This window comes from Iamia sp., from assembly GCF_035575815.1.
In the GTDB taxonomy this organism is placed as follows: Bacteria; Actinomycetota; Acidimicrobiia; order Acidimicrobiales; family Iamiaceae; genus Iamia.
Window position 1 is genome coordinate 1 of record NZ_DATLXO010000033.1, and the last position, 22,543, is coordinate 22,543.

At 70.8% G+C, this 22,543-nt stretch carries 16 protein-coding genes, 1 tRNA gene and 2 pseudogenes; 6 read left to right on the top strand and 13 right to left on the bottom strand.

Going from position 1 to position 22,543, the window contains the following annotated elements; all coding sequences use genetic code 11:
• The coding region (locus VNL12_RS02625; RefSeq protein ID WP_325591256.1) for a peptidoglycan DD-metalloendopeptidase family protein at positions 1-936 on the bottom strand (936 nt) is incomplete at its 3' end.
• A 225-nt stretch (positions 937-1,161) separates the two neighbouring features.
• Here VNL12_RS02625 and VNL12_RS02630 point away from each other — a divergent pair.
• Positions 1,162-1,620, top strand: a complete 459-nt coding sequence (locus VNL12_RS02630) for a Fur family transcriptional regulator (RefSeq protein ID WP_325591258.1) — start codon at positions 1,162-1,164, stop codon at positions 1,618-1,620.
• A gap of 6 nt (positions 1,621-1,626) precedes the next feature.
• On the top strand, positions 1,627-3,219 hold the full coding sequence (locus VNL12_RS02635) for a peptide chain release factor 3 (RefSeq protein WP_325591260.1): 1,593 nt from the start codon (positions 1,627-1,629) through the stop codon (positions 3,217-3,219).
• Between the two features lie 228 nt (positions 3,220-3,447).
• Here VNL12_RS02635 and VNL12_RS02640 read toward each other — a convergent pair whose 3' ends face one another.
• The 3 genes from VNL12_RS02640 to VNL12_RS02650 all read right to left on the bottom strand — a co-directional run bounded on the left by VNL12_RS02640 (position 3,448) and on the right by VNL12_RS02650 (position 8,799).
• A complete protein-coding gene (locus VNL12_RS02640; RefSeq protein WP_325591262.1) occupies positions 3,448-3,984 on the bottom strand; it encodes a DUF1003 domain-containing protein in 537 nt (178 codons plus the stop codon).
• A 1-nt stretch (position 3,985) separates the two neighbouring features.
• Positions 3,986-5,206, bottom strand: coding sequence for a magnesium transporter MgtE N-terminal domain-containing protein (locus VNL12_RS02645; RefSeq protein ID WP_325591264.1), 1,221 nt, complete (start codon positions 5,204-5,206; stop codon positions 3,986-3,988).
• 83 nt (positions 5,207-5,289) lie between these two features.
• On the bottom strand, positions 5,290-8,799 hold the full coding sequence (locus VNL12_RS02650; RefSeq protein ID WP_325591266.1) for a putative bifunctional diguanylate cyclase/phosphodiesterase: 3,510 nt from the start codon (positions 8,797-8,799) through the stop codon (positions 5,290-5,292).
• Positions 8,800-9,032: 233 nt separating this feature from the next.
• Between VNL12_RS02650 and VNL12_RS02655 the strand changes: the two genes are divergently transcribed.
• Positions 9,033-9,500: a hypothetical protein gene (locus VNL12_RS02655; protein ID WP_325591269.1), complete on the top strand. Its 468-nt coding sequence runs from the start codon at positions 9,033-9,035 to the stop codon at positions 9,498-9,500.
• 33 nt (positions 9,501-9,533) lie between these two features.
• On the opposite strand, the gene VNL12_RS02660 is transcribed toward VNL12_RS02655, so the two are convergent.
• Both VNL12_RS02660 and VNL12_RS02665 read right to left on the bottom strand, forming a co-directional pair.
• Positions 9,534-10,370 (bottom strand): N-acyl amino acid synthase FeeM domain-containing protein, encoded by an 837-nt coding sequence (locus tag VNL12_RS02660; RefSeq protein ID WP_325591271.1) that lies wholly within the window; start codon positions 10,368-10,370, stop codon positions 9,534-9,536.
• 106 nt (positions 10,371-10,476) lie between these two features.
• A complete protein-coding gene (locus tag VNL12_RS02665; RefSeq protein WP_325591273.1) occupies positions 10,477-13,323 on the bottom strand; it encodes a sensor domain-containing protein in 2,847 nt (948 codons plus the stop codon).
• 115 nt (positions 13,324-13,438) lie between these two features.
• Here VNL12_RS02665 and VNL12_RS02670 point away from each other — a divergent pair, with 115 nt between their 5' ends.
• Complete coding sequence (locus VNL12_RS02670) at positions 13,439-13,861, top strand: DUF952 domain-containing protein (RefSeq protein WP_325591275.1); 423 nt, start codon at positions 13,439-13,441, stop codon at positions 13,859-13,861.
• A 207-nt stretch (positions 13,862-14,068) separates the two neighbouring features.
• Positions 14,069-14,145: transfer RNA gene (locus VNL12_RS02675), tRNA-Ala, on the top strand.
• Positions 14,146-14,339: 194 nt separating this feature from the next.
• Here VNL12_RS02675 and VNL12_RS21135 read toward each other — a convergent pair.
• The 7 genes and pseudogenes from VNL12_RS21135 to VNL12_RS02705 form a co-directional block, all read right to left on the bottom strand.
• Positions 14,340-14,903 (bottom strand): annotated as a pseudogene (locus VNL12_RS21135) (site-specific integrase); the annotation flags it as partial.
• On the bottom strand, positions 14,840-15,310 hold the full coding sequence (locus VNL12_RS02680; RefSeq protein WP_325591277.1) for a hypothetical protein: 471 nt from the start codon (positions 15,308-15,310) through the stop codon (positions 14,840-14,842). The pseudogene VNL12_RS21135 and the gene VNL12_RS02680, both read right to left, overlap by 64 nt.
• Positions 15,307-16,092, bottom strand: a complete 786-nt coding sequence (istB, locus tag VNL12_RS02685) for an IS21-like element helper ATPase IstB (protein WP_325591278.1) — start codon at positions 16,090-16,092, stop codon at positions 15,307-15,309. The genes VNL12_RS02680 and istB overlap by 4 nt, the downstream gene beginning before the upstream one ends.
• Positions 16,089-17,444, bottom strand: coding sequence for a hypothetical protein (locus VNL12_RS02690; RefSeq protein WP_325591279.1), 1,356 nt, complete (start codon positions 17,442-17,444; stop codon positions 16,089-16,091). Before VNL12_RS02690 ends, istB begins: the two co-directional genes overlap by 4 nt.
• Before the next feature lie 131 nt (positions 17,445-17,575).
• On the bottom strand, positions 17,576-17,983 hold the full coding sequence (locus VNL12_RS02695) for a tyrosine-type recombinase/integrase (RefSeq protein ID WP_325591281.1): 408 nt from the start codon (positions 17,981-17,983) through the stop codon (positions 17,576-17,578).
• 515 nt (positions 17,984-18,498) lie between these two features.
• Positions 18,499-19,722, bottom strand: a complete 1,224-nt coding sequence (locus VNL12_RS02700) for a lipopolysaccharide biosynthesis protein (RefSeq protein WP_325591282.1) — start codon at positions 19,720-19,722, stop codon at positions 18,499-18,501.
• Between the two features lie 442 nt (positions 19,723-20,164).
• Positions 20,165-20,254, bottom strand: a pseudogene (locus VNL12_RS02705) (IS6 family transposase); the annotation flags it as partial.
• Positions 20,255-20,946: 692 nt separating this feature from the next.
• Here VNL12_RS02705 and VNL12_RS02710 point away from each other — a divergent pair.
• Entirely contained in the window at positions 20,947-22,473 is a 1,527-nt protein-coding gene (locus VNL12_RS02710; protein ID WP_325591284.1) for a glycosyltransferase family 4 protein, read from the top strand.
• Positions 22,474-22,543: the final 70 nt, after the last annotated feature.

Below are 22,543 nucleotides of genomic sequence, written 5' to 3' on the forward strand. Positions count from 1 at the left end.
GAAGCACGCCAGGTACAGGCGGGCGATGGCCTGGGTCTTCTGGTCGCACTCGTCGGAGTCGAGGAAGAACTGCATCATCTGCTGGGGCGAACGCCGGCCCTCGTCGAGCAGGCTGCCCCAGTACGCCAGGTTCGCCGGTGATGCGGTCCGCCCGAGGAAGTCGGTGTACTGCTGGCGGATGAGGTCCTGAGAGTTGTTCCAGGGCGTGAAGGCCTCCGGGGGCACGGCCGGACCGGTGCGGGCGGGTTCGGCCGAGTCGAGGGAGTACTTGGCGTTGACGGCCGCCGCGTTGTACCACTTCGCGTTGGGCATGCGGATCTCGAAGTGGCAGTGCGATCCGGTGCCCTCGGCGTTGCCGCTGTCGCCCAGGTAGGCGATGTGCTGGCCCTTGGTCACCCGCTTGCCGGTGGCCATGCCCGGGGCGAAGGCGTTGGCGAAGGCGTTGCTGCCGTCGTCGGTACCGGGCCGGTCGTTGTTGATGTGGAGGTAGCAGTAGTACCAGCCGTCGTCGCCCCTGAGGTAGAGCGAGTTGCCGCTCGACCGGTGGCGCAGCTCGACGATGGTGCCGCTCACGCACGCCAGGAGCTTCAGCATCTTGGCGCCCATGAGGTCCTGACCCTCGTGGCGGCGCCCGTCCCCCCTCGGCGCGAGGTAGGTGTCGCTCCAGCTGACGCGACCCAGCACCGGGAACATCATCGGACGCCGGTGGACCTCCGAGGCGGGCCGAGGAGCATCGAACCCGTAGTCGCTGGTCTGGTACTCGGGGTGCTCCGCGTCGGGGGCATCGCCATCCTTGGAGTCGGCGGTCGACGCCGCGGTGGGCACGGCCGAGAAGGCCAGGGCCACCGCGCCGGCGGCGCCGCCCACCAGCAGGTGGCGTCGGCCGAGCCCGACGGGCCGGTCATCGGGGCCGGAGCAGCAGGGGTCGATCATCATCGTGGTTGCGCCTCATGTCATCGAGAGATCTGGGGAGACCGACCTGGGTGCATCCACGACGTCAGGTCCAGAGGGCACTGATGCGGGGAAGCGGCCGGCTGTGTTGCGGTGAGGTTACGACGGTGACGATCGGGCGTGAAGTCAGTCATCGTGTGACGGTCGGAGGGATCCGCCCGTCACCTTCTCACTCATTCTCAGTCGGCCGGGCTCCGGTAAGGTTGAGGGGTGCCTGCCCCTGCGCCCCCTCAAACCCCGTCCGAGCTCGATCTCGAGGTCGGACGCCGGGTCAGTGCCGCAGGCCAGCGCTACACCTCGAGCCGTCAGACCGTGATCCGCATCCTTGCCGAATCCGACCGGCCCCTGACGACCGCGGAGGTCGTCGGCGCCAGTGAGCGGCTGCCCCAGAGCTCGGTGTACCGCAACCTGAGCGTGCTCGAGACGGCCGGGGCGGTGCGGCGCATCGCGGGGGGCGACGAGTTCACCCGCTTCGAGCTGGCCGAGGACCTCGCCGGCCACCACCACCACCTGATCTGCACCGACTGCGGGGCGGTGGAGGACTTCACGGTCCCCTCTTCGATCGAGGACCGGCTCCAGAGCGCCCTCGACAAGGTGGCCATCGGGGCCGGCTTCACCGCCGAGAACCACCGCCTCGACCTGGTCGGACGCTGTTCCGACTGCACCTAGACCACGATGCTCGACGAGCGTGCGTCAACCGAGGCGGCCCGGCGGCGGACCTTCGCCATCATCAGCCACCCCGACGCCGGCAAGACGACCCTCACCGAGAAGTTCCTCCTCTACGGCGGCGCTCTCACCACCGGCGCCGGATCCGTCAAGGCTCGCGAGGGCCGGAGGAGCGTCACCTCGGACTGGATGGACATGGAGCGCCAGCGCGGCATCTCCATCACCAGCACCGTGCTGCAGTTCCCGTATCGCGGCCACGTGGTGAACCTGCTCGACACCCCGGGGCACCGCGACTTCTCCGAGGACACCTACCGCGTGCTCGCCGCGGCCGACGCCGCGGTGATGGTGCTCGACGCGGCCAAGGGCATCGAGCCCCAGACGCTCAAGCTCTTCGAGGTCTGCCGCGAGCGGGGCCTGCCGCTCATCACCTTCATCAACAAGTGGGACCGGCCCGGGCGCGACCCCCTCGAGGTCATCGACGAGGTCGAGGCGCGCATCGGTGTGGTGCCCACCCCGCTCACCTGGCCGGTGGGCCTCTCGGGCGACTTCCGCGGTGTGGTCGACCGGCGCACGGGTGACTACGTGCGCTTCACCCGCGTCGCCCGCGGCGCCACCGAGGCGCCTGAGGAGACCCTGGGCGCGGCGGCGGCGGAGGCCACCGAGGGCGAGGCGTGGACCCGGGCCGCAGATGAGCTCTCGCTGCTCGACGAGGTCGGCGCCGACCACGACGACGAGCTGTTCCGTGCGGGGGAGACATCGCCAACCTTCTTCGGCTCGGCGCTCACGAACTTCGGTGTCCGCCTGCTGCTCGACGCGGTCGTCGACCTGGCGCCGTCGCCCTCGTCCCGGCTCGACCAGGGTGACAAGGAGCGTCCGCTCGACTCGCCGTTCTCCGGTCTCGTGTTCAAGGTGCAGTCCAACATGGACAAGGCGCACCGCGACCGCATCGCCTACCTGCGGGTCAGCTCGGGTCGCTTCGAGCGCGGGATGGTCGTCACCCACGCCCGAACCCACAAGCCCTTCGCCACCAAGTACGCCCACTCGGTGTTCGGCCAGGAGCGCGAGACGGTCGAGGTCGCCTGGCCCGGCGACGTGGTCGGGCTGGTCAACGCCACCGACGTGCGGGTGGGCGACACGCTCTACCTCGACGAGCACGTGGCCTACCCGGAGATCCCGAGCTTCGCCCCCGAGCAGTTCGCCGTCGCCCGCGTCCGCGACACGGCGAAGGCCAAGCAGTTCCGACGGGGGGTGGCCCAGCTCGACGAGGAGGGCGTGGTCCAGGTGCTGCGCGACCTCGACCTGGGCGACCAGGCGCCGGTGCTCGCCGCCGTCGGTCCCATGCAGTTCGAGGTCGCGGTCCACCGCCTCGAGACCGAGTTCGGGGCGCCGGTCGAGCTGAGCCCCACCGGCTACACCGTCGCCCGCGTGACCGACGAGGTGAGCACGGTGCCGCTGCGATCCATGCGCGGCGTCACGGTCCTCCAGCGCGCCGATGGCACCCGCCTGGCGCTCTTCGAGAGCAAGTTCTGGCTTGACCGGGTGGTGGCCGAGCAGCCCGACCTGGTGCTCGACCCGCTGGTCGGCAACGGCCTGAGCGGATAGCCGGACTGCCGGGGCCGGAGCCTCGCCCGGGCGGGCCGCCGACACGGCTGGCGGACCGGGGCTCGGTGGCTGCCCCGCACCGACAGGTCGATCCGCCACCCTGACGGTCGCCCGTCGACCTTTCGTCGGACGACTCCGGCTCGGAGGGTGCCAAGCTCCTCGGCGAGGGGGGCGAGGCCCCTCCTCGGACCCCGGCGGAAGGTCTCGCCAGCCGCCCTGCGGCCGGACTCAGACCGCGGGCGGGTCCTCGGGGTCGAAGCCGGCCGCCGCGTCGCGGTCCTCGAGGGCGCCCATCCGTTCGCCCAGGCCCTCGAGGACCGTCGTCACCCGGTCGACCGCGTCGCGCAGGTCGGCGGCGGTGACCACGTCGGCCAGGGCGATGCGCACCGAGGCCAGCTCACGGGCGAGGTACTCGGTGTCGGCCTGGGTGCGCTGGTTGACCTCCCGGTCGAGCTCGGCCTGGCGCCGGTCGCGGTCGTCCTGGCGGTTCTGGGCCAGGAGGATCAGCGGGGCCGCGTAGGCGGCCTGGGTCGAGAAGACCAGGTTCAACAAGATGAACGGGTACGGATCCCAGCGCAGGGACACCGCCGCCACGTTGACGGCGATCCAGACCGCCACCGCCACGGTCTGGCCCACGAGGAACCGGCCGGTGCCCAGGAACCGGGCGATGCCCTCGGAGAAGCGGCCGAAGGCGTCAGGGTCGTAGAAGCCGCTCCACTCCAGGCCGCGTCGCGGGCGCGACAGGTCGGGGCCGCGGCGGGCCACGTCAGGCGCCCTCGATGGTCGCGTGGCGGCGGCGCTGGCGACGCCAGTCCGAGGGCAGCACGTGGTCGAGCACGTCGTCCACGGTGACGGCCCCGACGAGCCGCTGGCCGCCGTCGCACACGGGGACGGCCAGGGCGTCGTAGGCGGCGAGGCGCTCGGCCACATCCCGGAGCGGCAGCTCGGGAGGCACCGGCTCGGGGTCGTGGTGCGCGCAGTCCTCGAGCCGGGTGGCCGGAGCCTCACGGAGGAGACGCTGGAAGGGGACGGTGCCGATGAAGCGCCCGGTCGGCGTCGAGGTCGGGGGTTGCACGACGAACACCTGGGCGGCCAGCTCGACGGGAAGGTCGGGCTCGCGCACGGTCGCGAGGGCCTCGGCGACGGTGGCCGAGCCCCCCAGCACCACCGGCTCGGGGGTCATGAGGCCCCCGGCGGTGTCCTCCGCGTAGGCGAGGAGGCGGCGCAGGGGGGTGGAGTCCTCGGGCCCCATGGCCTCGAGCAGGCGCTGGCGCTCGGGTTCGGACAGCTCGCCCAACAGGTCCACGGCGTCGTCGGGCTCCATCTCCTCGAGAACGTGGGCGGCCCGCTCGAGGTCGAGCCCTTGGATCAGCCGGATCTGCTCGTCCTCGGGGAGCTCCTCGAGGAGGTCGGCGAGGCGGTCGTCCTCCATGAGCTCGGCCAGCCGGCGGCGCTTGGCGTGAGGGAGGCTGCGGATGCGCTCGGCCACGTCGGACTGGTGCATGTTGCGCAGCTCGGCGACCTCGGCGTACTCGGGGCCGGCGTCGAAGTGGGTCGCCACGTCGCTCCACTCCACGACCCGGGTGCTCCGGCGTCGGAGCGGACCACGACCACCGAGGGCCACGGCGACCACGAACCAGAACCCGGTGCGCGTCGACTCCTCGATGGCGGTGTCGACGATGTAGTCGTCGCCGACCCTGGTACCGACGATGTCGGCCCCGGCGAGCTTCTCACCGGGGCGTTGGCGGAACGGCTGGACGTCGATGGTGCCGGACCGGAGGCGGACGCCGGTGGGGTCGATCGACCCCAGGCGGGCCTCGTTGAGGAAGATCCGGCGCCGTTCGACGGTGGCCACCAGTCCGAGCACCCGGGCCGGGTCGCGCCCCGAGGGCACGGCGACGACGTCCTCGACCCGGCCCATGCCGTGGCCGTCACCGTCGAGCAGCGGCAGGCGCACCAGGCGGGAGACGAAGATCGGACCGGTCACGGCGGCACGCTATCGCCCTGCTCCGTCCCGTCTCCTCGATCACACCGTTCGGTCGGTCCCGGATCGGTGGAGGCACCCGGCCGTCAGCGGGGGTCGTGGCGGTCGCCGGGACGGTCGGTCGGTCGGGTGGTGTCGTGCTCGTCGCGCTCGCTGGTGTCGAAGCCGCCGTGGGCCAGGTTCCGGGTGAGCAGGTCCGCGAAGGCGTCGGGCGCCACCGGGGGCGAGAACCAGTAGCCCTGTCCCAGGTCGCAGCCGATGCTCTTGAGGGCGGCGAGCTGGTTCGGGTGCTCGATGCCCTCGGCCACGGTGTGCACCCCGAGGCGGGCACCCAGAGCGATGATGGCCTCGAGGACGGGTGTGGGCTCGGTGTCGGTGATGCCGCCGACGAAGCTGCGGTCGACCTTCAACACGTCGACGGGCAGGTCGTCGACGTAGCGCAGCGACGAGTAGCCGACACCGAAGTCGTCGAGGGCGATCTGCACGCCCAGGTTCTTCAGTGCGGTCAGGCGGCTGCGGTCGGTCTCCATGTGGTCGATGATCACCGTCTCGGTGATCTCGAGCGTGAGGGTCGACGGGTCGAGCGCGAACTGGTCGACGACGTCGCGCACGGCGTCGACGATCGAGGCCTGCTCGAGCTGGCGCACGGAGAGGTTGACGCTCATGGTGAGCGAGGCGTCCGAGGGGAGGCTGAGCTGCCAGCTCCGCAGCTGCTGGCACGCCTCTTCGAGCACCCACTGGCCCAGCTGCACGATCAGGCCGGTCTCCTCGGCGATGCCGATGAAGGAGTCGGGCGACAGCCGGCCCCGTCGGGGGTGGTCCCAGCGGACCAGGGCCTCGGCGCCGGTGATGCGGCCGGTCTCGAGGTTGACGACCGGCTGGTACACGAGGGCGAGCTGGCCCGAGGTGATGCCCCGGGCCAGGTCGGCCTTGAGCTCGAGGCGCTCGAAGGCGGTGACGTGCATGGCCTCCTCGAACAGCTCGACGCGGTCCTTGCCCCGCTCCTTGGCCAGGTACATGGCCATGTCCGCGTTGCGCAGGACGACCTCCGCGGTGGTGCCCTCGTCGCCCACCGCGGCGATGCCGATCGAGGCGGTGACGACGATCTCCCAGCCGTTGATGTCGAACGGCGCCCGCAGCTCGTGCAGCAGGCGGAGGGCGACCCCGACGGGACCGAGGTCGTCGGTCGTGGGCCGGACCAGCACCGCGAACTCGTCGCCCCCGAGGCGGGCCGGGGTGGCCTCGGGGGGGAGGCTGGCGCGCAGGCGACCGGCGACGGCGATGAGCAGCTCGTCGCCCACGGGGTGACCCAGGCTGTCGTTGACGGTCTTGAAGTCGTCGAGGTCGATGAAGAGCACGCAGGCGGCCCCGTTGCCGCCGGCCGCGGTCACCTCGACGAGTTCGGCGAAGTGGGTGCGATTGGGCAGGCCGGTGAGGGCGTCGTGGTGGGCCTGGTGGCGGAGGCTCGACTCGAGCTGCTTGCGCACGGTGACGTCGCGGGCGTTGAACACGACGCCGTGCACGGCGGGGTCGTGGCGCAGGTCGCTGACGGTGACGTCGAGGGTCCGGATGCTGCCGTCGAGGGCGATGGCCCGCAGCTCGAGGCTCTGCGGGCCGTCGCTGTCGGCGACGTCGCGCAGGGCGTCGAGGAGCAGGCTCTCGGCATCGTGGCGCTGGTCGGTGGCGATGATCGCCGTCGCCGGTGTGTCGAGCAGCTGTTCGGCCCGGTAGCCGAGGAGGCGGGTGATGGCGGGCGACACGTAGGTGAAGCGGCCCCAATCGTCGATGACGGCGACCACGTCGCTCACGTTCTGCACCAGGGCCCGGAAGCGAGCCTCGCTGCGGAACAGGCGCAGCTCGGCGTCCTTGCGGTCGCTGATCTCGCGGCAGTTGAGAACGACGCCTTCGATCTCGGGGTCGTGGGTGAGGTCCCGCGCCGCGACCTCGAACCAGCGGGGGGTGCCGTCGACGTGGCGCAGGCGGAGCTCGACGGGCGGGGTGAAGGTGGTGCCGTCGGCCCGGTCGAGCAGCCCGTCGAGCAGGCCGACGTCGTCACCGAGGGGGAGCAGTGATGATGTGGCGCCGATCAGGGATTCCTCGTCGCGACCCAGGAGCCGGCGGCTGGCGGGGCTCACGAAGGAGAGGTGGCGGGTGGCGTCGATGACGACGATGAGGTCCGACGAGTTCTCGACGAGGGCCCGGAAGCGGCGCTCGATCCGGGTCCGCTGGAGGTCCTCGGAGAGCGCAGCGCTCTCGAGGGCGAGCGAGGTGGTGGTGGCGAGGGCGTCGATGGCGTGGCGCACGACCAACGGCAGCGGCTTCTCCGCGGTGATCACGAGGGCTCCACCGGCAGCGCGCTGGCTGCTGAGAGCGACGGCGTAGACGCAGACCTGCGGACCGTCGGTGGCGGCGGGGACATCGACCGGGAGGAGGGTGAGCTCGGCGGCGGTGTCAGTGTCGTCGCCCGTGTCCCACCAGGGCACCGATTCGAGGGGGATCCGGCGCCCGACGGCCTCGTCAGCCCGGCAGCCGAGCGAGGCCATCACCTCGAGGTGGTCATCCGAGCGCACGATGACCGACGCCCGCACGTCGGGCCGGTTCCCGGTGAGGTCGGCAGCGGCGTCGAGGGTCGAGCGCAGCATCGCCGTCCGGTCGGGGGCGACAGCCAGCTCGGCGTTGGCTTGGCGCAAGGCCTGCTCCTGGGCCGTGGCCCGCTCCTGGCTGCGTACCAGGTAGGCGAGGCGGGCGAGCACCAGTATTGACAGGAGAACCGAGCTGGTCGCTGCGACCTCGAGGGTGGGGTCACCATCGAGCCAGATCTGGATGGACACCACGGCGGGGTTGATCAGCAGGGCGCCGATGAGCAGCGCGATGCGTTTCTTGGTGAGCTTGAGATCGAAGTTGGCCGGCGCCTCGGTGATGCGGTGAAGGTCGGGGTGCAGGGCGGCCGCCCCGAAGAGCACGAAGATGAAGGGCGAGACCACCGTGGCGAGCGAGCTTCGCTGGCTGTCGACCGCCCCGATGGTGACGAGGACGTCCTGGATGAAGATCAGAGCGACCGAACCGGCGAGCAGCCGGTAGCTGAGGGTGCGGGACCCGGGGCCTACGGCCAGGCGGGTGATGGTGGCGAGGAGGATGGTGGTGAGCAACGAGTACTGCGCGTTCAACAAGCGCTCGCCGAGGCCAAGGGCATCGTCGGTGAGGTGCGGCCACAGGAGCGTCGACCAGACGACGGTGGCGGCGCCGACGGCGACGATGGTGCCGTCGATGATCGACGCCCGGTTGCGGTCGGGGGAGCGCAGGTGGCCGAGCAGCACGCTGCCCACGATCAAAATCAGGTAGCCGAGGACCACGATGAAGTCGGCTGGTGAGGGGAACGGTCGGTCGACCGACGAGGCCGAGGCGTGGATGCCCCGCACGATGCCCCCGACGAGGAAGGCGATTGCGGCCCCGACGAAGCAGATCCATGCCCGGCGGGCGGCGGCGGTGCTGGCCCGGATCGTCGCGATCCCGATGGCCACAGACGCCCACCCGACGACCTGGATGACGGCGGCGACGGCCAGCTCGGAACCGCTGAGCGGCGCGGCGACCCCCACGACCGCCCCTATGAAGAGGAAAGCTCTCCACCTGTGTCGCGTCACGGCGGTTCCCATCGGCTGATTGTGCAGGGAAAGTAGGTGTGCATCGGGGATGCAGGGCACGGATCTGCGGATTCGACCAGGATTCCTCGGACGAGCGCGCAGGGAGTGACGCGGTAATCTCTCTCCGTCCGAAGAAGGAGGCTGGAGTGGACCCAGCGGTGGCACCAACGGAGGGGCGGGGAACGACCGTGCAGCCGGTCTCCCGCCCAGGCGCCAAGCGCCGGCGCAACCTCGAGATCACCTGGGTGGTCGGGGTGGTGCTCTTCACCTTGGCGCGCTTCGGCGCGGCGTGGGGGGCCTTGGTCGACCACGACCGATGGGTGGTCTGGGTCTTCGGCGTCATCGATCTGGGCACTGCGGTTCCGTATGCGGTGGGCACTGCCCGCCTGGTGACCGGCCTGGTCGACCGGCGGGTGCAGAGCGCAGCTCGGTGGGGTGTCATCGCGTCGGCCTCGTTCCTGGCACCGTACCTCTGGCTGGGCTGGGCGGGTCGGGACGGGACGTTCCCCACGGTCGTCTACCTGGCGCTCGCGGTGTGTGTGGTGTGCTTCGGCGCCAACGCAGTGGTCGCGGTGCGGCGAAAGGTGCGTCAGGCTCGGGTGGCCGAGGTCGCCGTCCCTCGAGCCTCGTCGTCGTCATCTCCGACCGTCGTCTGATCCTGACCCGCTCCACTGTGTCGTGGTCGGCGTTCAGGCCTTGGTTTGGGCGGTGGCCGCCCCGGGCACCACCACGGTGCCGTCCGCCAGACGGGTCGGGAGGTTCCAGGCGCGAGCCTCATCGGGCGTCACCGCCTCTAGGGTCCAGCGCCAGAACTCCGGGTTCGTCATGGCCATGTCGACGTAGTGCCGACCGGCGAGCGGGAGGGCCACGGGGATCGGCACGCCACCCATGTACTCCTGCGCCACGCCGACGACCGTGAACGGCAGGTGGTAGGTGTCGACGAACACGTCGAAGAGCCACTCGTCGATGAGGGCGACGACAGCGTTGGAGCGGCCTCGGAACGCATCGAGCCAGCCGGCCCGGTAGAGGTGCTCGATGACGCCGGTGCTGCGCACATCGGTGCGCACGGTGAGCGACGACAGCTCACACACGGGGTCCGCCAGGTGGGAGTCGGTGCGCTCGAACTTGCCGACGGGCAGCTCGGAGTAGCGCCCGACGATGGTGCGCACCGTGCCGATGACCGTCCCGTCATCGTCGATCACGGCGTGGAAGATCGAGCGGTCGTTCCAGCGGGGGAGCTCTTCGACCCGCCTGCGAGGGGACTCCTCGCAGTACCCGATCTGCCGGTAGATGTCGTAGACGAAGGCCTCGGCCGCGTCCCACAGCTCGCCCCCGGAGATGCGGAGCAGGTTGTGGGACGGCAGCAGGTCGGCCGGGCGACCGCTGGCAGGACGGGCCGGTTCGGCTTCGGCCAAATCGCGCAGGTCGACGACCTCCTGCTCGCCCGGTGGGGCGGCCTCGGCGTAACCCTCGTCGGGCCCCGGTCGAGTCACGGTGGTGTCCTCCTGCTGCGAACGATCGGTCACGCCCCCGTACCTCGACCTCACAGTACGAAGCGCGACGAGGCGCGACGTGGATGGTCACCCCTCGTGGTCGTTGCCGTCGGTCAGTGGTCCGTCCGGGGTCGCAACGTCAGGGCAGGCGCCCCGGTCCGAGCACGCTGTCGGGTAGCGACAGGGTCTCGGCCGGGGCCGGCGCAGCGAACAGGTTGCCCTGGGCGTGGGTGCAGCCCAGCTGGGCCAGCGCCTCCATCTGCGAGCGCTCCTCGATGCCCTCGGCGATGACGTCGAGCCCCAGCGCCCGACCGACGGCGACGACGGCCTCCACGACGGCCCGTCCGCCGGGCTCTCGCAGGCGGCGCCCGATCGAGGGGTCGATCTTCAAGAAGTGCATGGGTAGTGACCGCAGGTGGGCCAGCGACGTGGTGCCGGTGCCGAAGTCGTCGATGCCGAGGCGCACGCCCAGCGCGGCCAGGGTGCGGAGCCGGTCGAGCGCCTCCCCGTCGGACAGCAGCAGCGCCGGCTCGGGGATCTCGAGGTGGATGCGCCGGGGGTCGACGCCGGTGCGGGTCAGGGTGGTGCTGACCCGGTCGAGCAGCGAGTCGGTCTGCAGCTCGATCCCGCTCAGGTTGAGCCACATGCGCAGCGGTCCGAGGCCGACGTCGTCCCAGTCCGCCATCTGCTCGAGGACCGAGTCGAGCACCCACCCGGCCAGCTCGACGAGGAGCTCGGCGTCGGTGATCCCGTCGAGCAGCCGCCCGGGGGGGCGCGTGCCGGCGATGGGGTCGTTGACGCGGAGTAGGGCCTCGGTGCCGACGGCGCGCCCGGTGCGCAGGTCGACGATCGGCTGGTGGTAGAGGCGCAGGCTGTCGGTGTCGAGGGCGAGGCGCAGCGCGGCGGCGACGGGGGCGCGGGCGGTGCCGGTGGCGGCGCCGATGGTGACCTCGTGGCGGTCGCGCCCGGTGCTCTTGGCCCGGTACATCGAGAGGTCGGCGTCGCGAAGGAGGGCATCGGCGGTGGCGTGCTCGGTGCCGGCGAGCACCACGCCCACGCTGGCGGTGACGGTGAGGACGTGCTGACCGATGGTGAAGGGTTCGGCGATGGCGCTCCGCACCTTGGTGGCCATGACCTCGGCGCCCGCGTGGTTGGTCACGCCGCTGGCGAGGATGACGAACTCGTCACCTCCGAGGCGAGCCACGGTGTCATCGGCGCGCACCGCACCCCGGAGCCGGCGGGCGACCTCCACGAGCAGCTCGTCGCCGACCTCGTGGCCATGGGTGTCGTTGGTCCACTTGAAGTGGTCGAGGTCGATGAACATCAGTGCGAACGGCGATTGGGCCCGTTGCGAGATGGCCCGCTCGAGCCGCTCGCGGAGCAACAGGCGGTTGCCGAGCCCGGTGAGCGGGTCGTGCAGCGTCTGGTGGAGGAGCTTCTCCTCGGTGTTGCGCTGGACGGTGATGTCGTTCACCTGGGCGATGGCGAACGGGCTGGCGTGGTCGGGGGAGGTGACGGCCGAGACGGCCAGCTCGACCACCCCGTCGGTGCCGTCGTGACGCCGTAGGCGGCACTCGACGCGAGCCCGGCCGCCGAGGGTGATCTCACCGAGCACGCCCTCGAGGAGCGCCTGGTCCTCCGCGGGTGAGAGGTCGCCGAGGCGCACCGGCTCGGAGTCGATGTCGCCCAGGTCGAGCAGGGCCCGCAGCTCGGAGTTCGCCTCGCGGATCGTGCCGTCGACCTCGATCACGGCCATGGGCGTCGGGGCGTGGATGAACGCGGATCGCAGGGCATCGACGGTCTCGCGATCGTTGCTCTCGGCCCGGCGCCGGCTGGTGACGTCGTGGACCTCGACATCCGCCTCGGCCTCGCGGCTCGTCGATGCGACCGCATCCACCTGCAGGCGGACCCACCGGGCCGGGTGCTGATCGGTGGCGGGCGGACGGGACGGGGCGACCTCGCCCCCAGTGCCGCCGTCGGGCAGGGGCCCACCGCCCTCGTCGCCGGCGGGGACCGGGTCACCGAGGGTCGCGGTCAGACGGACCTCGTGCTCGAAGCCACCGAGGTCGCCCTGGAGAACGGCTCGGAGCAGGGCGGCGAGGGGGCCGCGGTCGCCCACCTCGACCAGATCTGCGAGCAGGTGGCCCACGACAGACTCGGGCTCGGTGACGAGCATGCGCGCCAGCGCTGGGTTGGCCGCGGTGACCGCCCCGGACGCATCGACGCGGGCCCGGCCCGACGGCGCCTGCTGGAAGGCCGTCGTGGCCCGGTGCGCAGCCCGGGCGAGGTCTCCGGCGTGGGTGTGCAGCTCGGTGATGAGCAGCAGGCGGCCGTGGTCGGTGGGAGCCGGGTCCGCGATGGACGCTGGGTCGCCGTGGAGGTCGAGGCCGCGGATCGTGACCCAACGCTCCGGACCGCCGTCGCGTGGTTCGAGGCGCACGCCGTCGGCCAGGTCGCCCATGCGACGGGCCACGGCCAGGACCCGGCTCCGGTCCTCGGCGGCGACCACCGAGGCGATGCCCTCGTCGAGCAGACGTCGGGGACGACTCCCGGCCAGCTCGGCCAGGGCGGGACTGACCGCCGCGGTCGTGCCGTCGGGGTCGATGACGCAGGCCGCGACGCCCTCGAGGGCGGCACGACGCCCATCGGGCAGCACGGTGACGAGCGGGTCGCCCGGATGGGGGTCGGGCCGCTCACCGGCGCCCCGCACCAGGATCTCGACGTGGGCAGGGTCGCCCCGGACGGTGAGCAGGGCGTGGCCGCCGGTCGGCAGCGGGAGGGCAACCTGGGCGTCGACGGGGCGTGAAAGGTCGCCCACGAGCGCCACCACCGGGGGCTGGGCGGAGAGGGGGAGGTGCTCGAGGCCGACGATGGCCGAGCGGGCCCGCTCGCCGGTGTCGCCCTCGGCCGGGACCGGGCCGCGCGCGAGTGTGTGGGACCGGCACACGACCCACCGGCCGTCCCAGAGTTCCGGGGAGTCGCTCACCTCGACCTCACTGCTGCCATGATCGGGCCCCCAGCCCGCCGATGCTACGGCGCGCTGAAACCTCGCTCCGGGATGATCGGGAGGGGGTGATGGTGGCTGACACAGGAGTGGGGCGATGACGGGTGAGGCCGAGCAGAACACCGAACGATCGGGCCCGTCCCATCCTTCCACATCCGAACACATTCCGTGCTCATCCTGGGCGTATCACCTCTCTCCGTGGTCGGTGTGGGCGGACCACAAGGTGACGGGGACGTTGATCCCCGAGCGCTTCGCGGCCGAGGGCTTCGTGCACCTCACCCTGGGACTGGATCAGCTCCTGGTGCCGGCCAACGCCTACTACCGGGGTGACCCGCGCCCCCACGTGGCCCTCACCGTCGACCTCGCCGCGGTCGATGCCGAGGTGCGCTTCGACGCAGAACCCCCGCTCTACCCACACCTCTACGGCCCGCTACCGGTCGCTGCGGTGCGCGAGGTGCGCGCCGGGTTGCGCGACCCCGACGGCACCTTCACCGCCTGGGCCCCGCCCGAGCCGCCGTGATCTCCGGCCTACCCTGCCGTACTGGTACGGGGATCGGGTGTCGGGGCCCCCCGATCCGGTACCGGTTCGCAGCCGCGCCCGTACTGGTACGGGGATCGGGCGTCGGGGCCCCCGCATCGCCTACCAGTTCACCCTGCGGCCCGGACGGTGAACCCAGCCAAGGTCTACGCTGACGGTCCCGGACTGGTGCTCCACCGGCACAATCACGGGGACGTAGCTCAGCTGGCTAGAGCACCTGCTTTGCAAGCAGGGGGTCGTGGGTTCGAGTCCCATCGTCTCCACCACCGAGAAACTCCTGATCAGAGGGTGGGTCGGACTCGTCGCCGGGGCTGGCAGCCGCCGGCTGGCGAGGCTCCCGTGCCATCCACGTGCCAGTAGCCCCGGCGTTGGTCGGCTCACGTCCCGCCGCCACAGCGGCCAGGACCTCAGCGGCGATTGGTTCGAGGAGACCCGCGACCCTGCCCTCGGGCTGAGCATGCTGATAGATCAAGGCGGCCTGGGGCGACGTGTGGCCCATGCGGGCCATCAGCGTCTTGATGTCCGCTCCCGCGGCCGCGCTCATGGTCCCATGGGTGTGACGCAGGTCATGGAAGCGAAGATGCTCGATCCCAGCCGCCCGCAAGGCGGGGAGCCAGGTGCGGGCCCGGAAGTTGTTTCGCTGCAGGTAGCCACCGGCCGGACCAGGGAATACCAAGCCGTCCGGGTCGGGCTCGGCGTGCATGGCGAGATGGCCAGCGAGGGCGTCGGCCACCTCCCGGGGGAGGGTCACCGTCCGACGGCCGGCGGCAGACTTGGGCGGGCCGAGAACGAGACCTTGACCTCGAACATGGGTGGCCGACTCGGCCACTCGGATACTGCCCCGGGCGGCATCCACTCGGTGGCGCCGTAGTGCTGCTGCGGATCGCCGAAATTCCCCACTGTCGATCGCCGAAGTTCCCCGGGTGTCGAGCGGAGCGGCGAGCTGGTGGTGAGCGTATATCAGCGGCGGGTGATCACCTCCTCGGCGAGGAGCTCGGCGACGGCGATGGGCTCGTCGCAGCATGGGCAGCTGCCCCCGATGCCGACGCTGCGCATGGGGGTGGTGCAGTCGGCGCAGCGCTGCTCGCCGACCGCTCGTCCGCTGCAGGTGTTGCACTCATAGACCGTGATCGGACGCCGGGGCTGGGTTCGCGGGGCGACGAGCGGTGGTCTGGCGGTGTCTCGGTGTCGACGGTAGGCGGCGGCTCGGCAGGCGTCGGAGCAGAACTTCTGGCGGCCGGTGGGGGGTGTGAAGGAGTGCTGGCAGATGGGGCAGGTCATCGTGACGGCATCGTGACAGGACGGGATCTCGGGCCGGTCAAGGCTTTGACCTATGTGGTAGCAGGCGATCGAGCAGTAGTGCGGGTCGGTGGCGAAGCTGGGCGCGTGGTGGGCTTTGGTGCACGCCGGGCAGGTGAGGATGACGGTCATGGCCCCGCCACTGCTTTGCGGGTCGCTTCGGCCCGGGCCCGGTGGCTGCGCATCCGGTAGCTGTCGCCGTTGATGTTGATGACCACGCTGCGATGCAGCAACCGGTCGAGCATCGCCCCCGCCACCATGGGGTCGTCGTTGAAGACCTTGCCCCAACTGGCGATGCCGAGGTTGGTGGTCAGAGCGATGCTGCCCTTGAGGTAGCGCTGGCTCACTACCTGGAACAGGGCAGCGGCCGCCTCGGCGGGCAGCGGCAGGTAGCCCACCTCGTCGATGATGAGTAGGCGGGGGCCAGCGTAGAAGCGCATGGTGGTGGCCCACCGCCCCTCGATGGCGGCTCGGTGGCAGCGGGCGGCCAGCTCGGCCGCCGTCGTGTAGTAGGTGCGCATCCCGGCTGCCACCGCGGCGTGGCCGAGGCCGACAGCGAGCATGGTCTTGCCGACCCCGGGCGGGCCGATCAGCAACACGTTGGTGGCGTCCTCCACGAAGCGCAGGGTTCCGAGCTCGGCGATGAGCTTCGGGTCCACCGACGGCTGGGCGGCGAAGTCGAAGTCGGCCAAGGTGAACGGGGAAGGCAGCGAGGCGAAGCGGGCCAGGCTGGCCCGCCGGCGCTCGTCGACGGCGTCGACCTCCACCGCCAGGAGCCGTTCCAGGAACGCCTGGTTGGTGAGCTTGGTCTTGATCGCCTCGTCCAACAGGGCGGGCAACGCTTCGGCCGCCGCCCCCATACGTAGGAAGGCCAGGTGGGCCCGCAGCTTCTGGTAGTCGGAGCGATCGGTCACGCCGACACCTCCCCAGAGGTCTCAGTGGTCCCTGGGAAGGCGAGGCTGATGACCTCGGCCATCTGGTCTAGGTCCACGGTCGGGTCCACGCCGCCCGACCCGAGCAGCTTCGCCCGTTCGGCGATCGCCGCCGCCCCGGGCGGCTTGTTGGCCTTGCGGTCACAGGGCCGGGCCGTCGAGAACTGGCCCAGCACCACCTTCTCCAGGGCGCCCCGGTGCTCAGGGGTGCGCACCATCGACCCCGCTCCCGGCGGAGCCAGGCAGTGAGACACCAACAGCATCCCGGCCGGGCTGAAGATCTCCAGCGTGGCGGTCCCAAGGCGGTGGCGCACGACGAGCTCCATCCCGCCCATCCCCGGGGTGAGCGAGTAGCGGTTGCCCCGGAAGGCGACGCTGGCCCGGTCCTCCACGGTGCGGGTGACCTCGACGGTGGCCGGATAGGGCGCTGGGGGCAGCGCCATGAGGACCTCGGCGTCGGCCAGCTCCCCGACCGTTGGCCACCTCGGCCGCTCACTCGGGGCGAGCTCGCCGGGCTCGGCGTAGCGCCCCGGTGGACGCAGGCGCCCATCGCCGGTGGTGGCCCAGAACCGGTCCAGGCTGACCTGGGCCTCCTCAGGGGTGGTGGCCGTCATCGTGCGCCACCACCGGCCGCACATAAACTTGACCCCGCACTCCACGGCCCCCTTGCGGTTGCCCCGCCGGGGTGGGCAGGGCACCACGATGGCGCCGTAGTGCTTGGCTACGGGGGCGAAGCTGGCCTGCACCTCAGCAGTGCCAGGCTTGATGACCGTGGCCAGCCGGTCGGTGCGCCAGTGGCGCGCCGTTCCCCCCAGGCGGCGCAGGACACTGTCGATCGCTTCGATCAGGTGCGCCTGGTCCATCGACTCGCACAGCACCTCACGGGTGCGCCCCGAGTGGGCGAGCGTCCCCAGCAACCCGTAGCAGGTGCCACCCCAAGGTGCCCGGCGACGCTCAGCCCAGTCCCACTGGATCTCCTCGCCGGCGGGATGGTCAATCTCGACGGTCTCCCGCCCGCGGACCCCGGCACACGCTTCGCAGTGCGGGCGCAGGGCGGCGGCCCGGAGCTGGCGGGCGAAGCTCGGGTACGAACAGCCGTAGCCGAGGGCCACGACCTCGTCGAACAGCGCCGAGGCCCACAGGTGCGGGTCCTCGACGAAGCGGGCCTTCACATAGCCGACGAAGGGGGCCAGCGGGTCGGGGGCCGAGGACCGGCGCACACCGGGTTCCCGCTCGCCGTTGAGATAGGAGCGGACCGTCTTGCGGTCGCACTCGAGATGACGGGCAATGGCCGAGATCGACCATCCCCGCTTGGCCAGGGCATGAACTTCCACGTCTTCACTCCTTGAGAACATGGGCGGGGGGCTCCTCGTGCTGATCGGCTGGAACCGTCAGCGTCGGGGAGCCCCCCGCCCGGTTGGTGGACCATCAACGGGCCCACCACCCCTCTCAAAGATGGGGAACTTCAGTGATCGAGTCTGGGGAGTCTTCGGTGATCCCTACCAAGGTTGTCCATCGGTTCGGCGGCGTACTCGACCACCGGCGCGACCGGCCTTCGATAGATGCTCATCGCCGTCTTCGCGTCGTTGCCCGCGATGTCGGCAACACGTTCGCCCGGCACTCCAACGTGGGACAGCAGGGAGATGGCAGTGCGGCGAAGGTCGTACGGGTTGACGGGCTTGGTGATCCCGGCCGACGCGGCGATCGCCCTGACCGTGCGCCGGAGGTTCGCGGGGTCGATCGGGGTGCCCACCGTGGTGGTGAAGACGAGGTCCAACTCGTCGTCCCAGTGAGGTCCCGCCGTGAGACGCTCCTGGGCCTGGGCGGCACGGTGGTGCCGCAGAGTGGACGTGGCGGCGTCGGGCAGGCACACCTGTTGCCTCCCCCGGCCGGAGGCCGAGCAGCATCATCACGATGACCGATGCTCCGAGGCGGCCGTTGGCGGCGGCGTCGAACAGGGCTTGGGCTTCAGCCTCGCTCAGGCGCTCCCGTTCGGCTGCGGCGAAACCCTCTGCTGACCCCTCGGCGATGTCCACCCGACGGCCACGCGTTTTCTGCGACAGCCGCGACCGGTGACGACCCGCAACGGGTCGGTGATCGCGCTCCGCCCCAGTCTCACCATCGCCGCCGCCATCCGGCGCTTCATCTCCGAGAAGGATCTGTCCCCCGGCACGAGGCGCGTCTACGGGAAGGCCTTGGATCACCTCGCCGAAGCCCTCGGTGCCGAGACGCCACTCGACACCGTCACCACAGGATCACCTCAGGCGGATGCCGGAAGCCGGCGAGGCGCCGGGGGGGCGGGCACGGGCGAACTCGACGTCGTCGCATCCCTGCAGCCTCACCTCAGCCGCATGCCCCCGCTCAACGCAACAGACCCCCCGTGCTCCCTCAGGCGGACGCGGGCTCGGGCCCTCGGATACGGGCGACGTAGCGCATCCCGGCCACGGTCGCCGCGCCATATCCGATCAACGCGGCCAGTGCCGCTCCCAGGGCGCCGATGTGGCCCAGCACCACGATGGCCACCACGTTGACGACCAGCCCGATCCACTGGGTGCGTGCGCTGAGGCCGACGTGGCGCAGGGAGACGAGGACGGCGTCGAAGACGTTGGTGGCGACGAGGAAGACCTGGGCCAGGCACAGCACCACCGCGGCCGGGACCGCGGGGCGGAAGGGCTCGCCGAAGGCCAGGGGGATGACGAAAGGTGAGCAGACGAGGAGCAGGGCCGACAGCGCCACGGTCGGCCCCATCTGCTGGCGGAAGATCGTCGTCGGGCTCGGGAGTTCCGAGGCGGGGGTGCCCGTCAGCTGGGACAACAGGTGCTGGCGCGTCGCTCCCGAGAGGAACTGCGGCACCTCGGCCACCGTGACGGCCACGGCGTAGTACCCCAGCTGGGAGACCGGCGCCACGTGCGGCAACAACAGCTGGTCGACCCGCATGAGGACGAGCGACCCGAAAAGGGTCGGGATGATCCGGGTCGCCAGCCGACCCAGCTCGCGGGCCCCATCTCTGGAGCCGGCGCCCACGGAGCGCAGTGCCGGGAGGAGCAGCACGCCTGAGGACACCACCGCGACCTGCACCACGAAGGCGGTCACGATGCTCAGCCGCCCGGCGACGAGGAGCGCCAGGACGACGACCACGCGGAACGCTCCGTTCGCCGCCCGCCGCACCACGATCGGCTCGAGGTGCCGAGTGCCGGTGACGGCTCCCTCCACGATGAGGCTGAGGGCACCGAACAGAATCCCGACGAAGAGGAGCCCGGCGACGATGCTCCGATGGGCATCGAACTGTCCCGGGAGGAACGCGACGGCCCCCGCAGCGGAGAGGACGCTCACCGGTGTCGCGAGCAGCAGGCTCCGGCGGAGCAGCTGGCCCACCGACACCTTGCCCTCGGCGATGGTGAGCGTTGCCGCATCCTCGAAGCCCATCGTGGCCAAGATGGAGAACAGGAAGGTGGCGGCGACGAGGTAGGCCAGCACGCCACGGTCCGACGGTCCCAACACCCGGGCGAGGATCGGCCCGGTGAGCAGACCGCTCGCGCTCAGCATCCCGTTGGCACCGATGATCCGCCAGCGGGGTGACTCCCAGTAGTCGCGCAGGCGCGTCTCCCCCATCCCCGGTCACCGGTGCGGCGCGTCTGTCGACACGTCTCCCGACGGGAACCGCGTGGTCGAGAGCCGTCGCCACGCCAGCGGTCCGCCGGAACCGGGATGGGAGTTCACCGGACGCACGTGTTTGACAGCGTCTTCCACATTGCGGCGCAACCGTAGCGGCGCCGGCACTGTTGCGTTGGCGGGAACCGGGGCGCTCGTCGGGCTCATCGGGTCGCGTGTGAGAGTCAAACGTGTCGTGCGAGCTCGTCGAACGCCGCTGCAAGCCTGAGGCCGGGGCGTGCATAGGTGCCGAGCTCGTAGTGGCCGCGCCGGAGGTTCTGGATGAAGGCGTGGCCCCCGATGATCAGCCCAGCGGTCCGGTTGCGTTGGAGGCCTCGCATCGGTCCTGGCCTTGAGCCGGCCGTGGTCGGCCTCGACCCGGTTGTTGGCGTGCTGCTATCACGTGATCGACCTCGATCCCGCGTTCGGCCAGCAGCTCCTCGAGGTCTCGGTACGAGAGACCGAAGCGCAGGTACCAGCGCACCGCCAACATGATCACCTCGGGCGGATGCCGGAACCCTGCCAAGGCACTGGGGAGCGGGCAAGGCCAAGCACGACGACGCATACCTGCAGCCTCGCCCCGGACACGCCTCGCCGCTCAACGCAACAGACCCTCACGCCATCAGGCTTTCATCAGGGTTCGCGGCCCGAGCACTCGGTGCCCACGAGCAGCCGTGCTCGTGCAGCCGCCTCCGGACACCGACCCTTGCCGACGCATGGGTCCCGTGCGTGCCCTTCGGATTGGCAGCCTATTTGGCAGCCAATGGGCGCAGAGTCCGATAGCCCGCCGTAGACGGTCACAGACACCGCATGCGCTCTGACCTGGGACTATGCGTCCGTCGTAGAGGTGGGCAGAGTCACGTAGAGGGGCTCGATCCCCATGACGCGCAGGGGGTCAGGGGTTCGAATCCCTTACGGCCCACTAGTGTTGTGGAAAACACAACAAGATCGTCCTGTTTCCCCTGGTCAGGGGCAGGGTTCGAAAGACGAGACGAAGGGTTCGTCGGGCCAGATCGTCACCACAGATCACTTGTCACCTGTTCGTGCGGCACACCCTCAGGGTGTGGGCACACCGGTAGGGTCGGGGTGTCTTCTGGTTGTCGTCCGTCGCTGTGTAGCGCCCCGACTCGGCCCTTCCCCTAGGCACCGCCTAGCGAGGGAGCATGACCAGTGGTTTCATCCAGCTTGTCCGAGCGGGTCGTGATGGGGCTTCTCTTCTACCCGCGTGGCGGGTCGGCCTACGTGGTCCGTTATCTGAGCCCGGCCCTCATCCATGCGGAATGGGCGGTGTCGGTCGTAGCGGGGTCGTTGGGCGTTGCGGGTGACGACACGCACGCGCCGACGTTCTTCGACGGGCTCGATGTGCATCACCTCGACTCCACGGCTGCGGCCAGGGAGTTTCGCTCCGGGCTCGACGCGATCGCCGCGCCGGAACCTATGCACCCGTCGTATGAGGATCGGGTCGGGGTTCCCGATGTGGTGTTCGCCGCCGTCCCGCCCCGACTGGCCGGTCACCTGGCGGATGGGTGGCTGGACCTGTTCCGTGACGGCGGGGCCGAAGAGGCCAGCGTGTTCCACCTCCACCACCTCACGCCCCAGCTCGACGCCGCTCACCACCGTTGGCCCACCGTGCCCGTGGTGGTGCATCTGCATGGCACCGAGATGAAGCTGATCGCAGGGATCGATGACCGGGTGGCGCTGGCGGCGGCGCTGGGCGAAACCCTGGCGTCCATGCCCCGGGCGGTGACGACGCTCGTCGATCCGGCGCGCTACCTGGACGCCACCCAACTCGAGCTGCTCCGCACCACCCGGTGGGGGTCGTGGCTCCACGGTGAGTTCTGGGCCTCTCGCATGCGCCGACAGGCTCAGGTCGCCGACCACCTGATCACCGTGTCCGAACTCAACCGCAACAGTGCCATCTCCTTGCTTGGTGTCCAACCCGCTGATGTGACCGCCATCCCCAACGGCGTGGACGTCGACCGGTTCCACCCGCAGCCAGACGAGCCCGGCGCACGCCGTGCGGTGTTCCGCCGGGTACTCGTCGAGGATCCCCAAGGCTGGACCGAGTCCGGCCCTCCTGGATCGCTCGCGTACAACGAAGCCGACCTCGATCGCCTGCTGGGAGCCGACGATGACGCGACGGTGCTGCTCTACGTCGGACGATTCCTCGGGTTCAAGCGGGTCCCGGCCCTGATCCGCGCCTTCGCCCGCGCCCGCGCTGGGTTCACCCGACGGGGCTCGCTCGTCATCTGGGGCGGCCATCCCGGCGAATGGGAGGGCGAGCACCCGGTCACCGTCGCGAACGAGGTCGGAGCCGACGGCATCTTCTTCACCGGCTGGCGGGGCCACGACGACCTGCCCGATGGGTTGGGCGCCTGCGATGCGATCGTGGTCCCCTCGGTCGAGGACCCCTACCCGCAGGTCCCGTTGGAGGCCATGGCAGTCGGTCTGCCCGTAGTCGCCTGTCGAAGTGGGGGCCTGATCTACATGATCAACGTCGACCCCGACCAGCCCACCGGCTGGTTCGTTCCGCCCGATGATGCCGGCGCCCTGGCCACCGTCCTGACCCAGATCGTGAACGAGCCATCCGAAATCGCCGTGCGAGGCGCCAACGCCCTCGCTCACGCCCGAGCCAACCTCTCGTGGACCGGGCTCGTCACGCGATTCGAGGTCACCTACGCCAACGCAGTCGAACACCACCACCAACGCTGACGAGCGCAGTGATATCGCGTCGGTATCGGCAAGTTCCGCGGGCAGATGGTCTCGACGATCACGCCTCGGC

Excerpts from the sequence above, each read along its gene's own strand:
- VNL12_RS02670 (WP_325591275.1), top strand. The coding sequence starts at position 13,439 with ATGACGGGTGAGGCCGAGCAGAACACCGAACGATCGGGCCCGTCCCAT.
- VNL12_RS02680 (WP_325591277.1), bottom strand. The coding sequence starts at position 15,310 with ATGACCGTCATCCTCACCTGCCCGGCGTGCACCAAAGCCCACCACGCG.
- VNL12_RS02700 (WP_325591282.1), bottom strand. The coding sequence starts at position 19,722 with ATGGGGGAGACGCGCCTGCGCGACTACTGGGAGTCACCCCGCTGGCGG.
- VNL12_RS02635 (WP_325591260.1), top strand. The coding sequence starts at position 1,627 with ATGCTCGACGAGCGTGCGTCAACCGAGGCGGCCCGGCGGCGGACCTTC.